Source organism: Cupriavidus taiwanensis (genome assembly GCF_900250115.1).
Classification (GTDB): Bacteria; Pseudomonadota; Gammaproteobacteria; order Burkholderiales; family Burkholderiaceae; genus Cupriavidus; species Cupriavidus taiwanensis_B.
On the sequence record NZ_LT984803.1, the window covers coordinates 882,610 to 902,993 of the forward strand.

The 20,384-nt window shown below is 69.5% G+C and carries 17 protein-coding genes; 6 read left to right on the forward strand and 11 right to left on the reverse strand.

From position 1 onward, the window contains the following. Window positions 1-28: 28 nt before the first annotated feature. From CBM2586_RS04320 to CBM2586_RS04335, 4 genes are all read right to left on the reverse strand, one after another. A complete protein-coding gene (locus tag CBM2586_RS04320) occupies window positions 29-766 on the reverse strand; it encodes a nicotinate-nucleotide adenylyltransferase (protein ID WP_115686909.1) in 738 nt (245 codons plus the stop codon). Window positions 767-776: 10 nt separating this feature from the next. Then, on the reverse strand, window positions 777-1,688 hold the full coding sequence (hemF, locus tag CBM2586_RS04325) for an oxygen-dependent coproporphyrinogen oxidase (protein ID WP_115686910.1): 912 nt from the start codon (window positions 1,686-1,688) through the stop codon (window positions 777-779). A 137-nt stretch (window positions 1,689-1,825) separates the two neighbouring features. Then, on the reverse strand, window positions 1,826-3,094 hold the full coding sequence (purD, locus tag CBM2586_RS04330; protein WP_115686911.1) for a phosphoribosylamine--glycine ligase: 1,269 nt from the start codon (window positions 3,092-3,094) through the stop codon (window positions 1,826-1,828). Window positions 3,095-3,183: 89 nt separating this feature from the next. Continuing rightward, window positions 3,184-3,909: a YebC/PmpR family DNA-binding transcriptional regulator gene (locus CBM2586_RS04335; RefSeq protein WP_111518978.1), complete on the reverse strand. Its 726-nt coding sequence runs from the start codon at window positions 3,907-3,909 to the stop codon at window positions 3,184-3,186. Between the two features lie 208 nt (window positions 3,910-4,117). Here CBM2586_RS04335 and CBM2586_RS04340 point away from each other — a divergent pair, with 208 nt between their 5' ends. Beyond that, on the forward strand, window positions 4,118-5,641 hold the full coding sequence (locus tag CBM2586_RS04340) for a helicase HerA-like C-terminal domain-containing protein (RefSeq protein WP_115686912.1): 1,524 nt from the start codon (window positions 4,118-4,120) through the stop codon (window positions 5,639-5,641). Window positions 5,642-5,710: 69 nt separating this feature from the next. Here CBM2586_RS04340 and CBM2586_RS04345 read toward each other — a convergent pair whose 3' ends face one another. The 6 genes from CBM2586_RS04345 to CBM2586_RS04370 all read right to left on the reverse strand — a co-directional run bounded on the left by CBM2586_RS04345 (window position 5,711) and on the right by CBM2586_RS04370 (window position 13,479). Beyond that, window positions 5,711-5,875, reverse strand: a complete 165-nt coding sequence (locus CBM2586_RS04345) for a DUF3149 domain-containing protein (protein WP_115662737.1) — start codon at window positions 5,873-5,875, stop codon at window positions 5,711-5,713. Between the two features lie 129 nt (window positions 5,876-6,004). After that, window positions 6,005-6,655, reverse strand: a complete 651-nt coding sequence (gene upp, locus CBM2586_RS04350; RefSeq protein ID WP_012352165.1) for a uracil phosphoribosyltransferase — start codon at window positions 6,653-6,655, stop codon at window positions 6,005-6,007. Between the two features lie 138 nt (window positions 6,656-6,793). Then, the gene (locus CBM2586_RS04355) at window positions 6,794-8,194 is read right to left on the reverse strand and encodes an MFS transporter (RefSeq protein WP_240987888.1); all 1,401 of its coding nucleotides are present in this window, start codon (window positions 8,192-8,194) and stop codon (window positions 6,794-6,796) included. A gap of 599 nt (window positions 8,195-8,793) precedes the next feature. Beyond that, window positions 8,794-11,733: a c-type cytochrome gene (locus tag CBM2586_RS04360; protein ID WP_115686913.1), complete on the reverse strand. Its 2,940-nt coding sequence runs from the start codon at window positions 11,731-11,733 to the stop codon at window positions 8,794-8,796. After that, on the reverse strand, window positions 11,730-12,227 hold the full coding sequence (locus CBM2586_RS04365) for a (2Fe-2S)-binding protein (RefSeq protein WP_115686914.1): 498 nt from the start codon (window positions 12,225-12,227) through the stop codon (window positions 11,730-11,732). The genes CBM2586_RS04360 and CBM2586_RS04365 overlap by 4 nt, the downstream gene beginning before the upstream one ends. A gap of 91 nt (window positions 12,228-12,318) precedes the next feature. Next, on the reverse strand, window positions 12,319-13,479 hold the full coding sequence (locus tag CBM2586_RS04370; protein ID WP_115686915.1) for an FAD-dependent monooxygenase: 1,161 nt from the start codon (window positions 13,477-13,479) through the stop codon (window positions 12,319-12,321). 375 nt (window positions 13,480-13,854) lie between these two features. Between CBM2586_RS04370 and CBM2586_RS04375 the strand changes: the two genes are divergently transcribed. The 4 genes from CBM2586_RS04375 to CBM2586_RS04390 are packed head-to-tail and all read left to right on the forward strand — an operon-like array spanning window position 13,855 to window position 17,179. Continuing rightward, complete coding sequence (locus CBM2586_RS04375) at window positions 13,855-14,607, forward strand: maleate cis-trans isomerase family protein (RefSeq protein WP_115662733.1); 753 nt, start codon at window positions 13,855-13,857, stop codon at window positions 14,605-14,607. A gap of 11 nt (window positions 14,608-14,618) precedes the next feature. Beyond that, on the forward strand, window positions 14,619-15,449 hold the full coding sequence (locus CBM2586_RS04380; RefSeq protein WP_115686916.1) for an alpha/beta fold hydrolase: 831 nt from the start codon (window positions 14,619-14,621) through the stop codon (window positions 15,447-15,449). A gap of 13 nt (window positions 15,450-15,462) precedes the next feature. After that, window positions 15,463-16,551, forward strand: coding sequence for a 2,5-dihydroxypyridine 5,6-dioxygenase (locus tag CBM2586_RS04385; protein WP_115662731.1), 1,089 nt, complete (start codon window positions 15,463-15,465; stop codon window positions 16,549-16,551). Continuing rightward, on the forward strand, window positions 16,544-17,179 hold the full coding sequence (locus tag CBM2586_RS04390; protein WP_115686917.1) for an N-carbamoylsarcosine amidohydrolase: 636 nt from the start codon (window positions 16,544-16,546) through the stop codon (window positions 17,177-17,179). The genes CBM2586_RS04385 and CBM2586_RS04390 overlap by 8 nt, the downstream gene beginning before the upstream one ends. A 27-nt stretch (window positions 17,180-17,206) precedes the next feature. Here CBM2586_RS04390 and CBM2586_RS04395 read toward each other — a convergent pair whose 3' ends face one another. Continuing rightward, window positions 17,207-17,959, reverse strand: a complete 753-nt coding sequence (locus CBM2586_RS04395; protein ID WP_115686918.1) for a TetR/AcrR family transcriptional regulator — start codon at window positions 17,957-17,959, stop codon at window positions 17,207-17,209. 118 nt (window positions 17,960-18,077) lie between these two features. Between CBM2586_RS04395 and CBM2586_RS04400 the strand changes: the two genes are divergently transcribed. Then, window positions 18,078-20,375: a xanthine dehydrogenase family protein molybdopterin-binding subunit gene (locus CBM2586_RS04400; protein WP_115686919.1), complete on the forward strand. Its 2,298-nt coding sequence runs from the start codon at window positions 18,078-18,080 to the stop codon at window positions 20,373-20,375. Window positions 20,376-20,384 lie beyond the last annotated feature (9 nt).

A 20,384-nucleotide genomic window follows, 5' to 3' on the forward strand; every position in this document is an offset into this window, starting at 1 on the left:
GGTGGGCGCCGGGGCGATGCAAGCCTGGTCATGCCCGTGCCGGGGCGTTGCGGTACAGCCCGTGGCTGGCAATGTAGTGTGCCACGCCGGGCGGCAGTTGGTCATCTGCCGGCTGGCCGGCCGCCAGCCGCTGGCGCAGATGGGTGGAAGAGAGGTCGACGGCGAGCGTCTGGTCGATCCACATCCGGCCGGAGGGCGTGCATTGTATCAGGTGCGTGTCGGCCTGGCGCTCGGCCAGCGCGGCCAGCACCGGACCCTCCAGCGCTGCCAGTGCGAAGCGCGGCCGTGTCGCGGTGCACAAGTGCACGTGCGCGAACAGTTCCTGCCAGCCATGCCAGGTGTGCAGGCGCAGCAGCTGGTCGGCGCCCATCAGCCAGCACAGCGAGGCCTCGGGACCGTATTCGTCGCGCAACTGGCGCACCGTGTCGATGGTGTAGCTGGGGCCGGCGCGATCGACTTCCATGCGGCTGACGCGGACTTTGGCGCCGCTGTCGCCCAGCGCCGCGGCGGCCAGCTCGGTCATCGCCAGGCGGTCGGCGGCCGGGGTCACGTCGTCGCCCTTCTGCCAGGACTGGCCGGTGGGAATCCACACCAGCTCGTCCAGGCCCAGGTGGTCGATGCACAGCCGCGCCAGGGCCAGGTGGCCGACGTGGGGCGGATCGAAGGTGCCGCCCAGGATACCCAGGCGATAGGGGCGGGCGGCGCCAGCCTGTGGCGAGGCGCCCGCGTCGGCGGCGGGTGTGCGGAGGTGCGGGGGATGGGCCATGGCTCAGCCGTCAGGCCCAGGGGCGCGCCGGCAGGAACTCGGTGTACAGCGCCGCTTCGGGGCTGCCCGGTTCCGCTTGCCAGTCATAGCGCCAGGCCGCCAGCGGCGGCATCGACATCAGGATCGATTCGGCGCGCCCGCCCGATTGCAGGCCGAACAGCGTGCCGCGGTCGAACACCAGGTTGAATTCGACGTAGCGCCCGCGCCGGTAGGCCTGGAAAGCGCGCTCGCGCTCGCCGTAGGGCGTGTCCTTGCGCGCTTGCAGAATCGGCAGGTAGGCATCCAGGAAGGCATCGCCGACCGCCTGCATCATGGCGAAGCTGCGCTCGAAGCCGAGCGCCGAGAAGTCGTCAAAGAAGATCCCGCCGATGCCGCGCGCCTCGTTGCGGTGCTTCAGGAAGAAATACTCGTCGCACCACTGCTTGAAGCGCGGATACAGTTCGTCGCCGAACGGCGCCAGCGCCTGCTGGCAGGTGCGGTGGAAGTGCGTGCAGTCTTCGGCGTTGCCGTAGTAGGGCGTCAGGTCCATGCCGCCGCCGAACCACCAGACCGGTTCCGCGCCCGGCTTTACCGCCAGGAAGCAGCGCACGTTCATATGCACCGTGGGCACGTGGGGATTGCGCGGATGGAACACCAGCGACACGCCCATGGCCTCGAAGCTGCGCCCCGCCAGTTCGGGACGGTTGGCCGTGGCCGATGGCGGCAGGGTGTCGCCGCTGACGTGCGAGAAGCCCACGCCGGCGCGCTCCATCACCGCGCCGCCTTCCAGGATACGGGTGCGGCCGCTGCCGCGCAGGCGTTCGGTGGGCGGTTTCTCCCAGGCGTCGGTCAGGAACGGCTGGCCGTCGATGGCACCGATGGCATCGGTGATGCGGTCTTGCAGACCGAGCAGATAGGCACGGACTGCCTGGGAATCGATCATGGTGGGCTGAATCGGATAAACCGGCGAATGGACCGGCCGGATGGCAGTCCGGCAGCCAGTCGGCTGCCGGGTGCGTCACAGCATTGTCACGATTGTACTGGCTGGGCGGCGGTTGGGTCGCCAGCGGCCGCGGCCAGTCAGCGCTTGATGGCGCGGTAGCCGATGTCGGTGCGGTACTGCATGCCGTCGAAGCGGATCTGCTCGACCGCGGCATAGGCGGCACGCTGCGCGGCCTTGACGGTGTCGGCCAGGCCGACCACGCACAGCACGCGCCCGCCCGAGGTCAGCAGGGTGCCGTCCTTGAGCGTGGTGCCGGCGTGGAAGGTCACGCTGTCGTCGGTTTCGGCCGGGATGCCGGTGATGGCATCGCCCTTGCGCGGGTCGTCCGGATAGCCGTGGGCGGCCATTACCACGCCCAGCGCGGTGCGGCGGTCCCAGTCCAGCTCGATGCTGTCGAGCTTGCCGGAGACGGCGGCTTCCATCACGTCGACCAGGTCGGTCTTCAGGCGCGCCAGGATCGGCTGGGTCTCGGGATCGCCCATGCGGCAGTTGAATTCCAGCGTCCTGGGGTTGCCGTCCTGGTCGATCATCAGCCCGGCGTAGAGGAAGCCGGTGTACGGGATGCCGTCCTTTTCCATGCCGCGCACGGTTGGCAGGATGATCTCGCGCAGCGCGCGCGCGTGCAGCGCGGGCGTGACCACCGGCGCCGGCGAATACGCGCCCATGCCGCCGGTGTTGGGGCCGACGTCGGCGTCGAGCAGGCGCTTGTGGTCCTGGCTGGTGGCCAGCGCCAGCACGTTCTTGCCGTCGACCAGCACGATAAAGCTGGCTTCCTCGCCCTCCAGGAACTCTTCGATCACCACGCGCGCGCCGGCGTCGCCGAGCTTGTTGCCGTCCAGCATCATGTCGACGGCCTGGTGCGCTTCCTCCAGCGTCATCGCCACCACCACGCCCTTGCCGGCGGCCAGGCCGTCGGCCTTGATCACGATCGGCGCGCCCTGCGCGTCGATGTAGGCATGCGCCTGGGCGGCGTCGGCGAAGGTCTGGTAGGCGGCAGTGGGAATGCCGTGGCGCTGCATGAACGCCTTGGCGAAATCCTTGGACGATTCCAGCTGCGCCGCGGCCTGGGTCGGGCCGAAGATGCGCAGCCCCTTGGCGCGGAAGATATCGACGATGCCCGCGGCGAGCGGGGCCTCGGGGCCGACCACGGTGAAGGCCACGCCTTCACGCTCGGCGAACGCCGCGATGACCTCGGGATCGGTCAGCGGAACATTCTGCAGGCGCTTGTCGAGCGCGGTTCCGCCGTTGCCCGGCGCGACGTACACCACCTGCACCTTGGGCGACTGGGCCAATTTCCAGGCCAGCGCGTGTTCACGTCCACCCGAGCCGACAACCAATACTTTCATGATCCACTGCCAGAAAAGAAACGCATGCAAAAAAGGCGGCAGCTTGGTCTTGGGAGCCGGGCTGCCGCCGTTGGGAGCTTGTTACCGTTTTAGTCTTCGATCACCGCGTTGGTGAAGACTTCCTGCACGTCGTCCAGGTTTTCCAGGGCGTCGAGCAGTTTCTGCATCCTGGCCGCGTCGTCGCCGCTGAAGCTGACTTCGTTCTGCGGCTTCATCACCACGTCGGCAACTTCCGCCTTGAAGCCGGCGGCCTCCAGGGCCGCCTTGACCGCGGAAAAATCGTTGGGCGGGCAGGTGACTTCGATCGAGCCGTCGTCATTGGTGACGATATCGTCGGCGCCGGCTTCCAGCGCGGCTTCCATCAGCTTGTCTTCCGGCGTGCCTGGCGCAAACAGGAACTGGCCGCAGTGGGTGAACATGAAGGCCACCGAGCCCTCGGTGCCCATGTTGCCGCCGTGCTTGGAAAAGGCGTGGCGCACTTCGGCCACGGTGCGGGTGCGGTTGTCGGTCAGGCAGTCGACGATGATCGCCGCGCCGCTCAGGCCGTAGCCTTCGTAGCGGATTTCCTCGTAGTTCACGCCTTCCAGGCCACCCACGCCGCGCTGGATCGCGCGCTGGATGTTGTCCTTGGGCATGTTGGCGTCCATGGCCTTGTCCATGGACAGGCGCAGGCGCGGGTTGGAGTCGGGATCACCGCCGCCGAGCTTGGCGGCCACGGTGATTTCCTTGATCAGGCGGGTCCAGATCTTGCCGCGCTTGGCGTCGGCGGCAGCTTTCTTGTGTTTGATATTGGCCCATTTCGAGTGACCGGCCATGATTCTCTCCGAAGCGGAATGCGGTGATCTGCGGTGATGTTGTGCGGGGTCGCCAGGCGCGCCGCGGCTGCATCGGCAAGGCGGGCGCGCGGCGCGCGCCAGGTGACGGATATGCCTGGCGGCTGGCTATAATCAGCCCAGGATTTTATCACGCGGGCCTGCCTGCGCCGCCCAGACCGAACCCACCCTCACGGAATCCAGGAACATCATGGCCGACCCCATCCTCATCGCCAAGAACGCCGAACATGAACTGGTGCTGCTGCCGCAGATGGGTAACCGGCACGGGCTGATCACCGGCGCCACCGGCACCGGCAAGACGGTCACGCTGCAGACGCTGGCGCAGGGGTTCTCGCGCCTGGGCGTGCCGGTATTCATGGCCGATGTCAAAGGTGACCTGACCGGCATTTCGCAACCGGGCCAGCCGTCGGACAAGCTCAAGCAGCGGCTCGCCGACCTGAACCTGCCCGAGCCGGTCTGGGGCGGCTGCCCCACCACGCTGTGGGATGTATTCGGCGAGAAGGGGCACCCGGTGCGCGCCACGGTCTCGCACATGGGGCCGCTGTTGCTGTCGCGCATGCTGGAGCTGAACGATACCCAGCAGGGCGTGCTGAACCTGGTGTTCCGCATTGCCGACGCCAACGGCCTGCTGCTGCTCGACGCCAAGGACCTGCGCGCGATGCTGCAGTACGTCGGCGACAACGCCGGCCAGTTCACCACCGAATACGGCAATATCTCGGCCGCCTCGGTCGGCGCGATCCAGCGCGGGCTGATCGCGCTGGAGTCGCAGGGCGGCGACGTGTTCTTCGGCGAGCCCATGCTGAACCTGGAAGACTTCATCCAGACCGACGAGGGCCAGGGCGTGATCAATATCCTGGCCGCGGACAGGCTGATGAACTCGCCGCGGCTGTACGCGACCTTCCTGCTGTGGATGCTGTCCGAGCTGTTCGAGAAGCTGCCCGAGGCTGGCGACCTGGACCAGCCCAAGCTGGTGTTCTTCTTCGACGAGGCCCACCTGCTGTTCAACGATGCGCCCAAGGCGCTGCTCGACAAGATCGAGCAGGTGGTGCGCCTGGTGCGCTCCAAGGGCGTGGGCGTGTACTTCGTCACGCAGAACCCGGTCGATATCCCGGATACCGTGCTGGGGCAACTGGGCAACCGCGTGCAGCATGCGCTGCGCGCCTTCACCCCGCGCGACCAGAAGGCGGTCAAGGTGGCGGCCACCACCATGCGCGCCAACCCGAAGCTGGACCTGGAAACCGCGATCGGCGAACTGGGCGTGGGCGAGGCGCTGGTGTCTTTCCTCGACGCCAAGGGCACGCCGTGCGTGACCGAGCGCGCCTGGGTGCTGGCGCCCGGCAGCCGCATCGGCCCGGCCACCGAGGACGAGCGCAAGCAGCTGATCGCGAACTCGCTGGTGGCGGGCGCCTACGAGCAGACCGTCGACCGCGAATCCGCCTATGAAAAGCTGCGCGGCAGCGTGCCGACGGTGGCGAATGGCGGCAAGGGCGCGGGCGGCGCACCGGCCGGGCAGCCGGCCGGCGCGCAGGACGGCGGCTGGCTGGGCACCGCCGGCGAAATCTTCGGCACGCTGACCAAGGGCACCGGCAAGAGCGGCCGCGGCGATTCGATCCTGGAATCGATGGCCAAGTCGGCGGCGCGCACGGTGGGCTCGCAGGTCGGGCGCGAGCTGATTCGGGGCGTGCTGGGGAGTCTGCTGGGAAAGAAGAAGTAGGAGCGTCCTGCCGGTTCGCTCCCCTCGCCCGCGCGCGGGAGAGGGCGTACACCAGCGGTCATTGATGGGTCAGCGCCGCTGCGCCGCGTCGCGCGCCTTCGCCGCTTCAGCGTCCTCGCGCATCTTGCGCGCGAACATGCGGGCGAAGAACCAGCCCATGCCGATGATGAAGACGATCACGGCCAGGCTCATCAGCCCGGTGCTGGTACTGAACAGGATCTTGAAGGCTTCCATGCGTGGCTCCCTTTAGGTGTGGACGGTGGCACGCGGCGAGGTCTCGCCGGCGCTTGCCGCCAGTGTAGGGAGCCGCCCCGGGCGGGCTATTGAGGCGGGTCAAGCGCCGGCCAGCCCGCCCGCGCGCCGTCAGTTCTTGGTGCCGAACAGGCGGTCGCCCGCATCGCCCAGCCCGGGCACGATATAGGCATCGGCATCGAGGTGGCTGTCGAGCGAGGCGACGAACAGCTTCACCCCCGGATGCGCCTTCTGGAACACTTCCACGCCCTCTGGCGCGGCCACCAGCGCGACGAAGGTGATGGCCTCGTCCTTGACGCCGCGGCGCTTGAGCACCTCCACCGCGTGCGCTGCCGAATAGCCGGTAGCGACCATCGGATCGCACAGGATGAAGCTGCGGTCTTCCAGCGCCGGCAGGCGCACCAGGTATTCCACCGGGCGGTGCTGCTCGTCGCGGTACACGCCGATATGGCCGATGCGCGCCGACGGGATCAGCTCGACCAGGCCATCGCTCATGCCCACGCCCGCGCGCAGCACCGGCACGATGGTCAGCTTCTTGCCGGCGATCACCGGCGCGTCCAGCTCGACCAGCGGGGTCTCGATGCGGCGGGTGGTCAGCGGCAGGTTGCGGGTGATTTCGTAGCCCATCAGCAGCGTGATCTCGCGCAGCAGCTCGCGGAACGTGCGCGTCGACGTTTCCTTGTCGCGCATGTGCGAGAGCTTGTGCTGGATCAGCGGGTGGTCGAGGATGAAGAGGTTGGGAAAGCGCGGATCTTGTTTCATGGCTGGCGGCGAGGGCTCGGCGGGATGGCGAGTGAAGCGGGCGCGCGAGATCGGATGGACTCGCGCGCCGCGCCGTTGCAGCCGGATTGTAATGGAAGCGGGCCGCCGCGCCCGGCGGCGGCCCCGTGGCGCCCTGGGCTAGTCGAGCGCGCGGTTCTTCGATTCGATATCGACCATGAAGATGGCGAGCGCCGCCACGGCCAGGAACGAGGACAGCAGCGCCAGCGCCAGCGTGAACTGGCTGGCCATGATGGGCGCGACGATGGACGGGGCGAACAGGCCGCCGAAGCGCGCCATCGCGCCCGCGGTGCCCATGCCGCTGGCGCGCAGGTCGGTCGGATACACCTCCGGCGTGAAGGCGTACAGCGCGCCCCAGGTGCCGAGCAGCGAGAAGCTCATCAGCAGGGTCGAGCCGATCACCAGCGCCGGCGCCTGGCCCAGGCTGTACAGCATGCAGCCCGCCGCGCTCAGCAGCAGGAAGCCGATCAGGGTCGGCTTGCGGCCCCAGCGCTCGACGCCGTGCGCGGCCAGCGCGAAGCCTGGCAGCTGCACCAGCGCCAGCACGATCAGGAACACCTGGCCGCGCATGAAGCCGAAGCCCTGGCCCGCCAGCTTCACCGGCAGATAGACGAAGACCCCGTAGTAGGCGATCGAGATCAGCATCCAGGCGGCCAGCAGACAGATGGTGCGGCGCCGGCAGCCGGCCGCGAACAGCGCGAACACCGATTTGCGCTCCATCTTCTGCGGCTCGAGCGCGCCGATCTCCACCGACACGCGGTTGGCCGCGGCCACCCGCTGCAGTACCGCGCGGGCCTCCTCCGAGCGCCCCGATTTATTGAGGTAGAGCGGCGACTCGGGCACGAAGAAGCGGAACACCACGCCGACCAGCGCCGGGATGCCGGTGACCAGGAAGATCAGTCGCCAGGCATCGTCGCCGCGCGACACTGCAATCAGCGCCAGGATCGCCAGCAGGATGGTGCCGACCGCCCAGAACGACTCCAGCAGCACCAGCCAGCGGCCGCGCCGGTCCGACGGCAGGAACTCGGCCATCATGGTGTAGTCGACCGGCAGGGTGCCGCCGACGCCGATGCCGGTCAGGAAGCGCAACAGCAGCAGCCACTGGAAGTCGGGCGCGAAGGCCGAGGCCACGCCGCAGATGGCATCGATGACCACCGCCATCATCAGCACCGGGCGGCGGCCGATGCGGTCGGCCAGCCGGCCGAACACGAAGGCGCCGATCAGCATGCCGACGAAGAACATGGTGCCGGTCTGCAGCGCCGTCGGCACCGGGATGCCGAAGGTCGCCGCAATCGACGGCGCGGTGAAGCCGATCGACAGCACCTGCATGGCGTCGGCGAGCCAGACCAGTCCGAATATGACGAACAGCCGATACTGGAAGCGGCCGACGCCGGCGGCGCGGATGCCTTGCTCGATCGTGATGGATTGCGACGACGCTGCGCGCGCGCTGGGCTGGGGCGACGAGCCCAGCGTGGCGTCCGGGATGGTCGTGGTGGCCATGGATGAAATGGATGACGACATGTTTGTCTACCTGTCTTTATAGGCTGGTTCTGGAACTCGGAAGCACGCGTGGAGCGAAACAGGCCGGCACGCGATGCCGGCTGCTGCGCAATGCAACGGCGCCGGGCTGATGGCACCGCACGGCGTCCCGGCGAGGGGCGATGGCTTCCACCTGGCGAGGCTGGAACTAGCCCGGTAGCACGCCTGCAACAGCTTCCTGGTACTGATACGACATAGTCACTCCTGGTTGTCTACCCTTGGTTTGGTCAGGCCCGGTGTCCCGGTGGTCTGGCGGACCATGCAAGCCCCGCGCCAGCGCGTCCGGTGATGTATCGGGCCGGTCTTATGGTTTTGTGTTCTTGTTTGCCGCTTGCGGCGCGCCGTCCTTGTGCGGGGAGGCACCGCTGCGTGCCTGTCGGCACTCATGTAGTGCGCGCTACATGATCGTTCAGCGTAAGCTACATGAAACTGGCGGGCAAGGCCGAATTGCGGTTTCTCTCCTCGGGGTTTTCCCGCGCGCAAGCGCGCTGGCGCAGGGTCGGTCACGCACGCGCCCACGCGCCCACGCGCCCGGCGCCGATGCGCAAGGCCCGCCAGCGTGGGCACGGTGCTCCGGTGGTTCAGTGGGCAGGCGTCGCGCGCAGGCGCGCGACGGTTTTCTCCAGGTCCTGCCAGGCGGGTTTGTCGGGCGCAAAGCGCGCGCGCAGGTACTGCGCCAGTTGCGCGATCTGCCGGTCGTCGAGCGTGTCGGCATAGGACGGCATCGCGCCCAGTTCGCTGTTGGGCGGTGCCGGCATGCCGCGCAGCAGCACCTGGATCACGTTGTCCGGCAGCTTGCTGTGCAGGTTGGTATTGAGCGCCAGCGACGGCTTCACGCCGAACTGCGCGATGCCCTGGTCGGACTGGTGGCAGACCGCGCAGGCGCTCTGGTACAGGCGCTCGGCGGGGCCGCCGAGCGTGCGCGCGGCCTGCTGGCTGCGTTGTTCGAACTGCGCCGCCTGCGCCGCCAGTATCGATGGCGCCGGGGCGGGCACGCCGAACGAGGCCACGTAATGCGCGATCGCGCGCACGTCGTCCTCGGGCAGTTGCGCGAGTTCTTCCACCACCGGCGCCATCGGTCCCGCCGCGGCGCCATGGTGCGGCGCATAGCCGCCGCGCAGGTAGGTGAACAGCGCGGCCTCGGTCCACGGCACCGGCGCCTGCGACAGCGCGGTCAGGGCCGGCGCTTCCCAGCCTTCGGCGCTGCCGCCGGTCAGGTAGCGGCGCCCGCCTTGCTCGGCGCCGAGCGGGTTGCGCGGCGAATGGCAGGCGCTGCAGTGACCCAGCCCCTCGGCCAGGTAGGCGCCGCGATTCCATTGCGCCGAGCGCGACGGGTCCGGCGCAAAGCGTTCATTGCGATGGAACAGCAGGTTCCAGCCGGCCAGCAGCGGGCGCAGGTTGAAGGGGAAGGCGAGCTGCGTCGGCGGCACCGCGGATGTCACCGGCTCGGCCGACATCAGGTAGCCATATAGCGCCTGCATGTCGCCATCGCTGATTTTGGCGAAGGCGGTGTACGGGAACGCCGGATACAGGCGCCGCCCGTCGCGGTGGATGCCTTCGCGCATGGCGCGCTCAAAGGCGGCGAACGACCAGTTGCCGATGCCGGTCTGCACATCCGGCGTGATGTTGGTGCTGTAGACCGTGCCGAAGGGCGTTTCCAGCGGCAGTCCGCCGGCGTTCTTCGCGCCGCCCGGCGCGGTATGGCAGACCGCGCAGTCGCCGGCGGCGGCCACCAGCCGGCCGCGTTCGAGCGTGGCGGCGGAATAGAAGCCGGGCTCGGGCGGCGCCACCGGCGCGATCGGCGCGCGCCACGGCAACAGCGTGGCGCACACGCCGGCCGCGGCGGCGGCCGCCGCCGCGATCCAGCCGCGCTGCTTGCGTTTGTCGCGGGGGCTGGCCTCGGCCAGTGCCAGGCGGATGCGTTCGGCGCTGAACGGTGGCTTGCGCAGGCGCACGCCGGTGGCATTGTAGATGGCATTGGCCACCGCCGCGGCTGCGGGCAGCGAATCGGTGGCGCCGGCAGCGAGCGCGTCGTGGGTGGCCAGCGTGCCGGCCAGCCGCACTTCCGGCAGGGCCTGTGCCGGCACGGCAGGCAAGGTATCTCCGGCACCATGCGTGGCGGCTGGCCAGGTGTCGAACCCCGGCGTGGCGGCAGTCAGCCGCAGCGCGGCGGCGGCCACGTCCTGCTCGATCGAGCGCGTCGCTGCTGTGGCTTGCAGAGGCGCCAGCGATTCGCTGTCGTGGCCTACGGTAACGCGCGTGACCGCCAGCTCGCCGGTGCTGCGGTCGACCTCGACTTCCGCGACCCACGCCGACCAGCTCCGGCCGGCGTCGTGGTCGATGGTGTGGGCGTAGGCAAAGCCGCGGCCGCGCCGCACATTGCCCGCGGCGGAGTTGGCGCGTGGCGCGGCGGCAGTGCTGTCCAGGTCCCAGCCGGCGCGCTCGGCTACCTGCCGCACCAGCGCGGCGCCGCGCGGGTCGTGCAGATGCGCGAGGCGCAGCGCCACCGGATCGGCGCCGCTGGCGGCGGCAAGCTCGTCGAGATGCGATTCGCGCGCGAACAACTGCGCGCGGGCTGCCGTCAGCGGCGCGGCTGCGAATGCCGCCGGGTCGCCGCACAGCGCGAGCTCGACATGGGGGATGCCATACGGCGGCAGCGCCGCGCCGGCAGTGTTGCCCGCGTCGATGCTGTCCGTCACCGGCACGGGCGTTCGCGTCAGCCACAGCGCCAGCGACGCTGCCGGCGGCGGCGTGCCCGCCAGCGTGGCGGCGTAGGCATCGACGGTGGCGCCGCTGCGCGCGCTATCGACGCGGACATCGAGCGCGGCATCGGCCAGGCCGGCCTCGGCGGCGCACAGTCGGCGCACCACCGGTTGCCCGCTGGCGTGGGCGAGCAAGGCCGCATCGGCGGCGGCGTGTGGTGCCAGCAGCGCGGGGTCGCCACGGTCGTCGTGCGCTTGCCAGCAAACCATCTGCACTTGTGTTGGCGCGATGCCCAGCAGGGCAGCAAGTTCGGTGCGCAGGGCGCCAGGGCGCGTGGCGGGCAGCCATAGCGTCAGCGTGCCATCGCGCCAGTCGGCGACAGCGGTGCAGCAGGCCTCGTCGCCGGTGCTTGCCAGTGGCCACTGGTAATGCTGCGTATCGCGTGCGCCGGCACGCGCCAGTGCCTCGGCGGCATGGCCGCATTGCGCCAGCGTGTGGCGCGCCGCGGGTGTGGCGTCGGCGCGCGGCGGGGCGGACCAGCGCGCCCGCAGCGCCCGCGCCGCGTCGGCGGCCTGGGCGGCAGAGACCGCGGCCACGCCGGCAAAGTTATTGCGGACCACTACCGCGCGGATGCCGGGCAGCGCCAGCGCGGCGTCGCGCGCGGCGTGCAGCAGGCGCGCCGCGAGCGGCTCGCCGCCCACCCAGCGCAGGCCGGGCGGGGTCAGGACATGGGCCACCAGGCAATCGGCCGCGTGCGGCGGCACGCCGGCGGCCAGCGCCGTCGCGTGCGTGGCGGCTGGCACGATGGCCGCGCTCACGATGCCGCCCCTTGCGCGGCTTGTCGCTGCAGCACGGCGGCCCGCCTGACCGCGCGCACGATTTCCACATGCGTGCCGCAACGGCACAGGTTGAAGCGCAAGGCCTCGCGGATCTGCGTTTCGTCGGGGTCGGGGTTCTGCGCCAGCAGTGCCTTGGCGGTCATGATCATGCCGTTCAGGCAGTAGCCGCATTGCGCGGCCTGTTCTTCGATAAAGGCCTGCTGCACCGGGTCGGGATGCTGTGCCGTGCCCAGCCCCTCCAGCGTGGTGACCGCGTGCCCCACGGCGGCCCTGACCGGCAGCACGCAGGAACGTGCGGGCAGGCCGTCCACCAGCACCGTGCAGGCACCGCACTGGCCCAGGCCGCAACCGTACTTGGGCCCGTTGCAGCACAGGTCGTTGCGCAGGATGTAGAGCAGCGGCGTGTCAGGCGCCACCTCGAGGGTGTGCTCGACGTGGTTGACCTGCAGGGTCAGGGGGCGGGGCGCGTTCATCGGGAGCTGGGGGGCGGTTTGAACATCACGCATCGCGGCGCCGCGCCCCATTCTTGGCGAGGGGCGGCGGCGGGCAGGGGTGGTCAGGCGGTCAGGCGGCTTCGGACAGCGGCTTGCTCCCGGCCGACACCAGCGGCACGTTGAACACATCGTAGCCGAAACACCAGTCCGGGTTCTCGTTGCTGCGCAACCAGGTATTGTTGTGCGAGACCAGCTGGACCTTGCCGGCGCGCTCGGCGCGGTTGGCTTCATACAGCGCGAAGGCACTGGCGTAGTCGTCGGTGCCGGCTTCGGTGAAGCAGCGCGTCAGCATGGCGGCATCTTCGATCGCCATCGCGGCGCCCTGCGCCATGTGCGGCTTCATCGGGTGGCAGGCATCGCCCAGCAGTACCAGGCGGCCCCGGCTCCACAGCGGCAGCGGGTCGCGCTCCAGCAGCGGCCACTTGGTCACTTCGACCGTGCCTTCGATCAGCGATTGCACGCCTTCGTGCCAGCCGTCGAAGGCCGCGCGCATTTCTTCGACGCTGCTCGGCACCCAGCTCTTGCTCATGTCCCATTCGGGCTCGGGCACGCCGGTGACGTAGTAGATCTCGTCGAGCTTGCTGGTGTCGAAGTAGACCATCATGTGGCGGTCGTCGGTCCACCACTTGGTGCAGCGCTCGTGCGTGAAGCCCTTGACGCGCGCGATCGGGAAGACCGCGCGGTGCGCGACGTAGCCGGTGTACTTGGGCGGCTCGGCGCCCAGCAGGGTCTCGCGGATGCGCGAGTTGACGCCGTCGGCGCCGATCACGATATCGGCTTCTTCGACCGTGCCGTCGGTGAAGCGCAGTTGCACCACATCGCCCTGGTCAGTGACGCTTTCCAGCTTCTTGTCGAAGAACAGCGTGCCGGGCGCCACCGCGTCGGTCAGCAGCTTGTGGAAGTCGCCACGGTGCACGGTCAGGTAGCTGGCGCCGTAATGGCGCACCGCATAGTCGCCCAGCGGGATCTGCGCGATCACCTCGCCGGTGAGGCCGTCGCGGCTGTACCAGTAGTCGGGGTGGCAACCCATGTCGTTGAGCGCGTCCTCGATGCCGATGCGCCGCATGATCTTCATCACGTTGGGCCCGACGTGGATGCCCGCGCCCAGGCGCGAGAACGCCGGTGCCTGTTCATACAACCTGACTTGGAAGCCGGCTCGCTGCAGCAGGGCGGCCGCGGCCGTCCCTCCGAGTCCGGCGCCGACAACTGCGATTCGCGGTTTGCCTTGCACGTTATTTCTCCTGGCAATGACACAAGGTCGATGGGGGGCTGGGGCGGCCACGCGGCCGACCGTTGAAAACGAGTGTACACACTCAAAATATCGAGGTAAAGGCGAAATTTTGCGAACCTATGGAAAACCCTGATGTCGATGTGATCGTACCGCAATGATGCGCTGCGATGGGGAAAACCGGCGCAAAAACGGGCTTCATTGATTCAGCGTGCACTGAACCAGTGAATCTCCGCGGGCGCAGAATCTGTTTGCCTATATAAAGTGTGTACACTACAATCAGTCGCAGCATGCAGGCCCCCGGCCGCTGCAGGCAGACAGACCGCGAGCGCTACCAAGGCGCAACCAAGGGCAGACAAACAGATGACGGAGTCGACAGTGCAGAAAGTTTTCCGAATCGGCCAGATCGTGCCGAGCTCCAACACCACCATGGAAACCGAAATTCCCGCCATGCTGGCCGCGCGCCAGCTGGTGCGCCCGGAGCGCTTCACCTTCCACTCGAGCCGGATGCGCATGAAGAAGGTGGTCAAGGAAGAGCTGGCCGCCATGGATGCGGAATCCGACCGCTGCGCGGTGGAACTGAGCGACGCCCGCGTCGACGTGCTCGGCTACGCCTGCCTGGTGGCGATCATGGCGATGGGCCACGGCTACCACCGCGTCTCCGAGCAGCGCCTGCAGGCGCATACCGCGGAGAACGGCGGCGATGCGCCGGTGATCACCAGCGCCGGCGCGCTGGTCGATGCGCTCAAGGTGTTGGGCGCGAAGCGCATCGCGGTGGTGGCGCCGTACATGAAGCCGCTGACCGAGCTGGTGGTTGACTACATCCGCAACGAAGGCTACGAGGTGGTCGACTACCGCGCGCTCGAGATCCCCGACAACCTCGACGTGGGCCGCCACGACCCGGCGAAGCTGCCGGAGATCGTCGCGCAGATGGATTACGCCGATGCCGACGTGATCGTGCTGTCGGCCTGCGTGCAGATGCCGTCGCTGCCGGCGGTGGCCAAGGTCGAGGCCATGACCGGCAAGCCGGTGGTCACCGCCGCCGTCGCCACCACCTATGCGCTGCTCAAGCGCCTGGGCCTGGAGCCGGTGGTGCCGGGCGCCGGCGCGCTGCTGTCCGGCGCCTACTGAAGGAGGCGGACATGACGACCAGCACCTTTCTCTACGGCGCCAACGTCCACGCCAACGGCATCCGCCAGCACTACCTGCGCTATGGCGGGCAGGCGGGCGTGCGCGCGCAGCGCGATGCGGTCATCATCGTGCCGGGCATCACCAGTCCCGCGGTGACCTGGGGCTTTGTCGGCGAGCGCTTCGGGCAGCAGTTCGATACCTATGTGCTCGACGTGCGCGGCCGCGGCTTGTCGCAGGCCGGCGCGGAGCTGGACTACAGCCTCGATGCGCAGGCCGCCGACGTGGTTGCCTTTGCCGCGGCGCTGGGACTGCAGCGCTATGCCGTGGTCGGCCATTCGATGGGCGCGCGCATCGGCATCCGCGCCGCGCGCGGCAAGCCCGCGGGCCTGACGCGGCTGGTGCTGGTGGATCCGCCGGTATCCGGCCCGGGGCGCCGCGCCTACCCATCGCAACTGCCGTGGTACATCGATTCGATCCGGCTGGCGCGGCAGGGCATCGACGCCGAAGGCATGCGCGCTTTCTGCCCGAGCTGGAACGAAGACCAGCTGCGCCTGCGGGCGCAATGGCTGCATACCTGCGACGAGCGCGCGGTACTGGCCAGCTTCAACGGCTTCCACGAGGACGATATCCATGCCGACCTGCCGCAGGTCGCCGTGCCGGCGCTGCTGATGACCGCCGGGCGTGGCGACGTGATCCGCGCGCAAGACGTGCAGGAAATGCGCTCGCTGCTGCCGGCCTTGCTGGTCGCGCACGTGGCCGATGCCGGCCACATGATCCCGTGGGACGACGAGCCCGGCTTCTACCGCGCCTTCGGCGACTTCCTCGGCGCGGCGCTGACTTGATCAAGGAGCGAACATGCCCGTAAGCGATTACGACCTGACCGTGGCGTGGCAGCAGGTGCTGACGCTGTCGAAGCTGCAGCCGGGGCAGACCGTCACGGTGCTGACCGGCGCGGCCACGCATCCGCAGACGCTGCGCACGGCGATGGTGGCGGCGGCGTCGATGGGCGCCATCGTCAACCGGCTCGACCTGCCGCCGGTCAACGGCGAGAAAGCGCTCAGCCGCGATGCGCTGGCCTACCTCGGCACCACGCCGCTGACCGGCAATCCCGCGGCGATCGCCGCGCTCAAGGCGAGCGACCTGGTGCTGGACCTGATGACGCTGCTGTTCTCGCCCGAGCAGCACGAGATACTGGCCGGCGGCACCAAGATCCTGCTGGCGGTGGAGCCGCCCGAAGTGCTGGCGCGGCTGGTGCCGACCGAGGCCGACCGCGCACGCGTCCAGGCCGCCACGCAGCGGCTGGGCAAGGCGCGCGAGATGCATATCGTGTCCGATGTCGGCATGGACCTGCGCTGCCGGCTGGGCGAGTTCCCCGCGATCAGCGAATACGGCTTTGTCGACGAGCCCGGGCGCTGGGACCACTGGCCGAGCGGCTTCGTGCTGACCTGGCCCGACGAGGGCGGCACCGACGGCACCATCGTGCTGGACCGCGGCGACATCCTGCTGCCGATGAAGTCCTACCTGCAGGCGCCGGTCCGCATCACGGTCGAGGCCGGCTACGTGCGCCGCATCGAAGGCGGCGTCGATGCCGAGCTGCTGGCCGACTACATGGCCTCGTTCAACGATCCCGAAGCGTATGCGATGTCGCATATCGGCTGGGGCCTGCAGCCGCGCGCCAGTTGGTCGGCGCTGGCGATGTACGACCGCGAGGCCACCATCGGCATGGACGCGCGCGCCTACGAGGGCAATTTCCTGTGCTCGTTCGGCCCCAACAACGAAGCCGGCGGCAGCCGCACCACCGCCTGCCATATCGATATTCCCGTGCGCCACTGCACCGTCAGCCTCGACGGCGAGCCGGTGGTGGTGCGCGGCAAGGTGATGGACGGGCACCATGCGCCCGCCGCATCGCTCTACCAGGCTGACAAGGATTCGCGCCATGGATGACGCAGTGCAGACTTACCAGCGCCAGGGCTTCGGCGCCTCGATGGAGCTAAAGGCGCCGTACGGCCTGCTGATCATCGACTTCGTCAATGGCTTTGCCGATCCGGCGGTGTTCGGTGGCGGCAATATTGCCGAGGCCATCCGCAACACCCAGCCGTTGCTGCGCGCCGCGCGCGAGCACGGCTGGCCGGTGGCGCACAGTCGCATCGTGTTCGCCGACGACGACAGCGACCACAACATCTTCACGCTTAAGGTGCCGGGCATGCTGACGCTGAAGGAAGATGGCCACAACAGCCAGATCGTGCCCGAGCTGGCGCCCGCGGCGGGCGAGCTGGTGGTGCGCAAGACGGTGCCGTCGGCGTTCTTCGGCACCTCGCTGGCGGCATGGCTGACGCAGCGCGGCGTGCAGACGCTGCTGGTGGCCGGCTGCGTCACCAGCGGCTGCGTGCGCGCCAGCGTGGTCGATGCGATGTCGCTGGGATTCCGCCCGCTTGTGGTTTCGGATTGCGTTGGCGACCGCGCGCTGGGACCGCACGAGGCCAACCTGTTCGACATGGCGCAGAAATACGCCACGGTGCTGACGCGCGACCAGGCGCTGGCGCAGGTGGCAGGCGTGCGCGCCGCCGCCTGAGGACGTGGCGGGGCCGTGGGGCGGGCTTCAGCCGGCCGCGCGCCTGCCGCGTGCCGCCTTGCGCGGCGGGGCGGCGGGTGGCACATGTGCCTCCGCCACGGCGCCGGGCACGGCCACCGTGCGCAGCACGGTCTGCTGGATCACATCGCGCCAGTGCGCCAGCGCGGGCGGGCTCATCATGGGCTCGCCCAGGAAAGCGCTGAGCGTATGATGGTTGGAGTTGTAGAAGTAGCCAAGCGAAGCGATCACCATATAGACGTCGCGCGCGCCGGCGTCAGCGCGGAACAGCCCGGCGTCCTTGCCGCGCGCGAGGATGCCGTCGAGCACCGCCAGCGCATAGCTGGAGATCTCGCGCAGCCGCACCGACTTTTTCGCGTGCCTGCCCTGGCTCATGTTCTCGCTGGTCAGGATGGCGACGAACTCGGGATGGTCGAGGTAGTACTGCCAGACGAAGTCGATCAGCTGCGACAGCGCGCGCACGGGGTCGGCGGCGTCGAGCTCGTGCTCCAGCTGCTGCTCGGCCTGGTTGAGCTGCAGGTAGATGGTCTCCAGCACTTCGACGAACAGCTTTTCCTTGCTGCCGAAGTAGTAGTAGATCATCCGGTCATAGGTCTTGGCCAGCGACGAGATGCGCTCGACGCGGCCGCCGTCGTAGCCGCGCTGGGCGAAGACCTTGATGGCAGCCTTGAGGATGCGCTCGCGGCTGTCCTGCGCCTGCCTGGCCCGGGTGCCGGCTGCCGCCCGCCGGGCGGCGGGCGCGGCCGCAGTCTTGGTGGTCATGGTGGGTGGTTGTGCTGTGTGCCTGTTGGCTCGCAGTATAACGGTGACATGCGCGGTGACATGCGCGGTGACATGCGCGGCGACATGCGCGGCGGCTGCTAACGGAGAGAATGGAACGATGACGGCAACCCAGCTGCAACCACCGGCACAGGCCGACGCCGCCACGCCGCGCGCGCTGCGGCTGGCACTGCTGCAGGCCACCGGCGTGCTGCTGGTGACGCGGGCCCCGCAGGCGGCCGCGCGCCCGGCGCCGGGCCAGCCAGGCGCGGCGTCCGACTATGTGCCGGCGCTGCCGGACCTGTTTATCGCCGTGCGCGACAGCGGCGAGGTGCTGGCCTTCAACGGCCACGTCGACCTCGGCACCGGCATCCGCACCGCGCTGGCGCAGATCGTCGCCGAAGAACTCGATGTGCCGCTCGAGAGCGTTCGCATGGTGCTGGGCCATACCGAAGCCACGCCCAACCAGGGCCCGACCATCGCCAGCGCCTCGATCCAGATCTCGGCGCTGCCGCTGCGCCGCGCCGCGGCACAGGCGCGCGCGTGGCTGCAGGCGCGCGCGGCGCAACAGCTCGGCGTCGACGCCGCCGCGCTGGCAGCGGAGAACGGCGTATTCCGCGTGCCTGGCACGCAGGCCGGCATCCGCTACGCGGCGCTGGTTGCCGGCGCGCACGTGGAGCTGCCGCTGGCCGAAGACGTGCCGACCAAGCCGGTCGACGCCTATCGCATCGTCGGCCACGCGGCGCCGCGCGTCGATATCCCCGACAAGGCGCGCGGGGCGCTGACCTTTGTCCACGACGTGCGCGTGCCCGGCATGCTGCACGGCCGCGTGGTGCGCCCGCCGTATGCCGGGCGCGACAGCGGCGCCTTCGTCGGCAACAGCCTGCTGGCCATAGACCGGGACTCGGTGCGCGACGTGCCCGGCCTGGTCGAGGTGGTGGTGCAGGGCGACTTCGTCGGCGTGGTGGCCGAGCGCGAGGAATATGCGGTGCAGGCCGCGCGCCGGCTGCGCGTGCGCTGGCAGCCGGTGCCGCCGTTGCCCGCGCTGGACGACCCGGAGCCGGCGCTGCGCGCCAACCCGGCCACGCGGCGCGAGCTGCTGAGCGAGGGCGAGCTGCCCGCCGACGGCGCCGGCACGGTATTGCGGCGCCGCTACGTGTGGCCGTACCAGATGCACGGATCCATTGGCCCGTCCTGCGCCGTGGCCGACTGGCATGAAGAGGGCCTGACGGTCTGGTCCGGCACGCAGAACCCGCACATGCTGCGCATCGACCTGTCCCGGCTGTGCGGACTGGGCGAGGACCGCATCGAGATCGTGCGCATGGAGGCCGCCGGCTGCTACGGGCGCAATTGCGCCGACGACGTCTGCGCCGACGCGGCGCTGCTGTCGCGCGCGGTGGGGCGGCCGGTGCGCGTGCAGCTGTCGCGCGAGCAGGAGCACTTGTGGGAGCCCAAGGGCGCGGCGCAGCTGATGGATGTCAGCGCCACGCTCGGCGCCGACGGCGCGCTGCTCGGCTATGACTTCACCAGCCGCTATCCCTCGAATGACGCGCCCACGCTGGCGCTGGTGCTGACCGGCGTCGTGCCCAACGCGCCGCGCACGCTGGAGATGGGCGACCGCACCGCCGTGCCGCCCTACGCTTATACCGCGCGCCGTATCGGCTGCGACGACACGCCGGCGATCGTGCGCGCGTCGTGGCTGCGCGGCGTGTCGGCGCTGCCCAATGCGTTCGCGCACGAGTGCGTGATCGACGAGCTGGCGCTGGCGGCGGGCGCCGATCCGGTGGATTTCCGGCTGCGCCACCTGCCGGACCAGCGCGCCGCGGATTTGCTGCGCGCCGTCGCCGAGGCGGCCGGCTGGCAGCGCGGCGCGGCCGGAACGCGCGGCGTGCCGGATGCCGACGGCCAGCTGCGCGGACGGGGCGTGGCCTATGCGCGCTATATCCACAGCCGTTTCCCCGGCTTCGGCGCGGCCTGGGCCGCCTGGGTAGTGGACCTGTCCGTGGACGCGGGCACGGGCCGCATCACCATCGACAAGGTGGTGGTGGGGCAGGACACCGGCATGGTCGTCAATCCCGACGGCGTGCGCCACCAGGTCCACGGCAACGTGGTTCAGACCCTCAGCCGCGTGCTGAAGGAACAGGTCCGCTTCGATGCCGACGGCGTCGCCAGCCGCGAATGGGGCAGCTATCCGCTGCTGACCTTCCCGGAGATCCCGCCGATCGAGGTGGTGCTGATGCCGCGCCAGTCAGAGCCGCCCCTGGGCGCAGGCGAATCGGCCTCGCTGCCAGGCGCGCCGGCGCTTGCCAATGCACTGTTCGATGCGCTGGGGGTGCGCCTGCGCCGGCCGCCGTTCGTGCCGGAAACGGTGCTGGCGGCGATGGCATCGATGACAGCGGCGGCATCTACCAAAGGCTGACGGTGTACT

Bases quoted from the DNA above. Each gene is read 5' to 3' on its own strand.
- CBM2586_RS04385 (WP_115662731.1), top strand. From the start codon at position 15,463: ATGCCCGTAAGCGATTACGACCTGACCGTGGCGTGGCAGCAGGTGCTG.
- purD (WP_115686911.1), bottom strand. From the start codon at position 3,094: ATGAAAGTATTGGTTGTCGGCTCGGGTGGACGTGAACACGCGCTGGCC.
- CBM2586_RS04390 (WP_115686917.1), top strand. From the start codon at position 16,544: ATGGATGACGCAGTGCAGACTTACCAGCGCCAGGGCTTCGGCGCCTCG.
- CBM2586_RS04355 (WP_240987888.1), bottom strand. From the start codon at position 8,194: ATGTCGTCATCCATTTCATCCATGGCCACCACGACCATCCCGGACGCC.
- hemF (WP_115686910.1), bottom strand. From the start codon at position 1,688: ATGATCGATTCCCAGGCAGTCCGTGCCTATCTGCTCGGTCTGCAAGAC.
- CBM2586_RS04340 (WP_115686912.1), top strand. From the start codon at position 4,118: ATGGCCGACCCCATCCTCATCGCCAAGAACGCCGAACATGAACTGGTG.
- CBM2586_RS04345 (WP_115662737.1), bottom strand. From the start codon at position 5,875: ATGGAAGCCTTCAAGATCCTGTTCAGTACCAGCACCGGGCTGATGAGC.
- CBM2586_RS04335 (WP_111518978.1), bottom strand. From the start codon at position 3,909: ATGGCCGGTCACTCGAAATGGGCCAATATCAAACACAAGAAAGCTGCC.
- CBM2586_RS04320 (WP_115686909.1), bottom strand. From the start codon at position 766: ATGGCCCATCCCCCGCACCTCCGCACACCCGCCGCCGACGCGGGCGCC.
- upp (WP_012352165.1), bottom strand. From the start codon at position 6,655: ATGAAACAAGATCCGCGCTTTCCCAACCTCTTCATCCTCGACCACCCG.
- CBM2586_RS04365 (WP_115686914.1), bottom strand. From the start codon at position 12,227: ATGAACGCGCCCCGCCCCCTGACCCTGCAGGTCAACCACGTCGAGCAC.
- CBM2586_RS04395 (WP_115686918.1), bottom strand. From the start codon at position 17,959: ATGACCACCAAGACTGCGGCCGCGCCCGCCGCCCGGCGGGCGGCAGCC.
- CBM2586_RS04400 (WP_115686919.1), top strand. From the start codon at position 18,078: ATGACGGCAACCCAGCTGCAACCACCGGCACAGGCCGACGCCGCCACG.
- CBM2586_RS04380 (WP_115686916.1), top strand. From the start codon at position 14,619: ATGACGACCAGCACCTTTCTCTACGGCGCCAACGTCCACGCCAACGGC.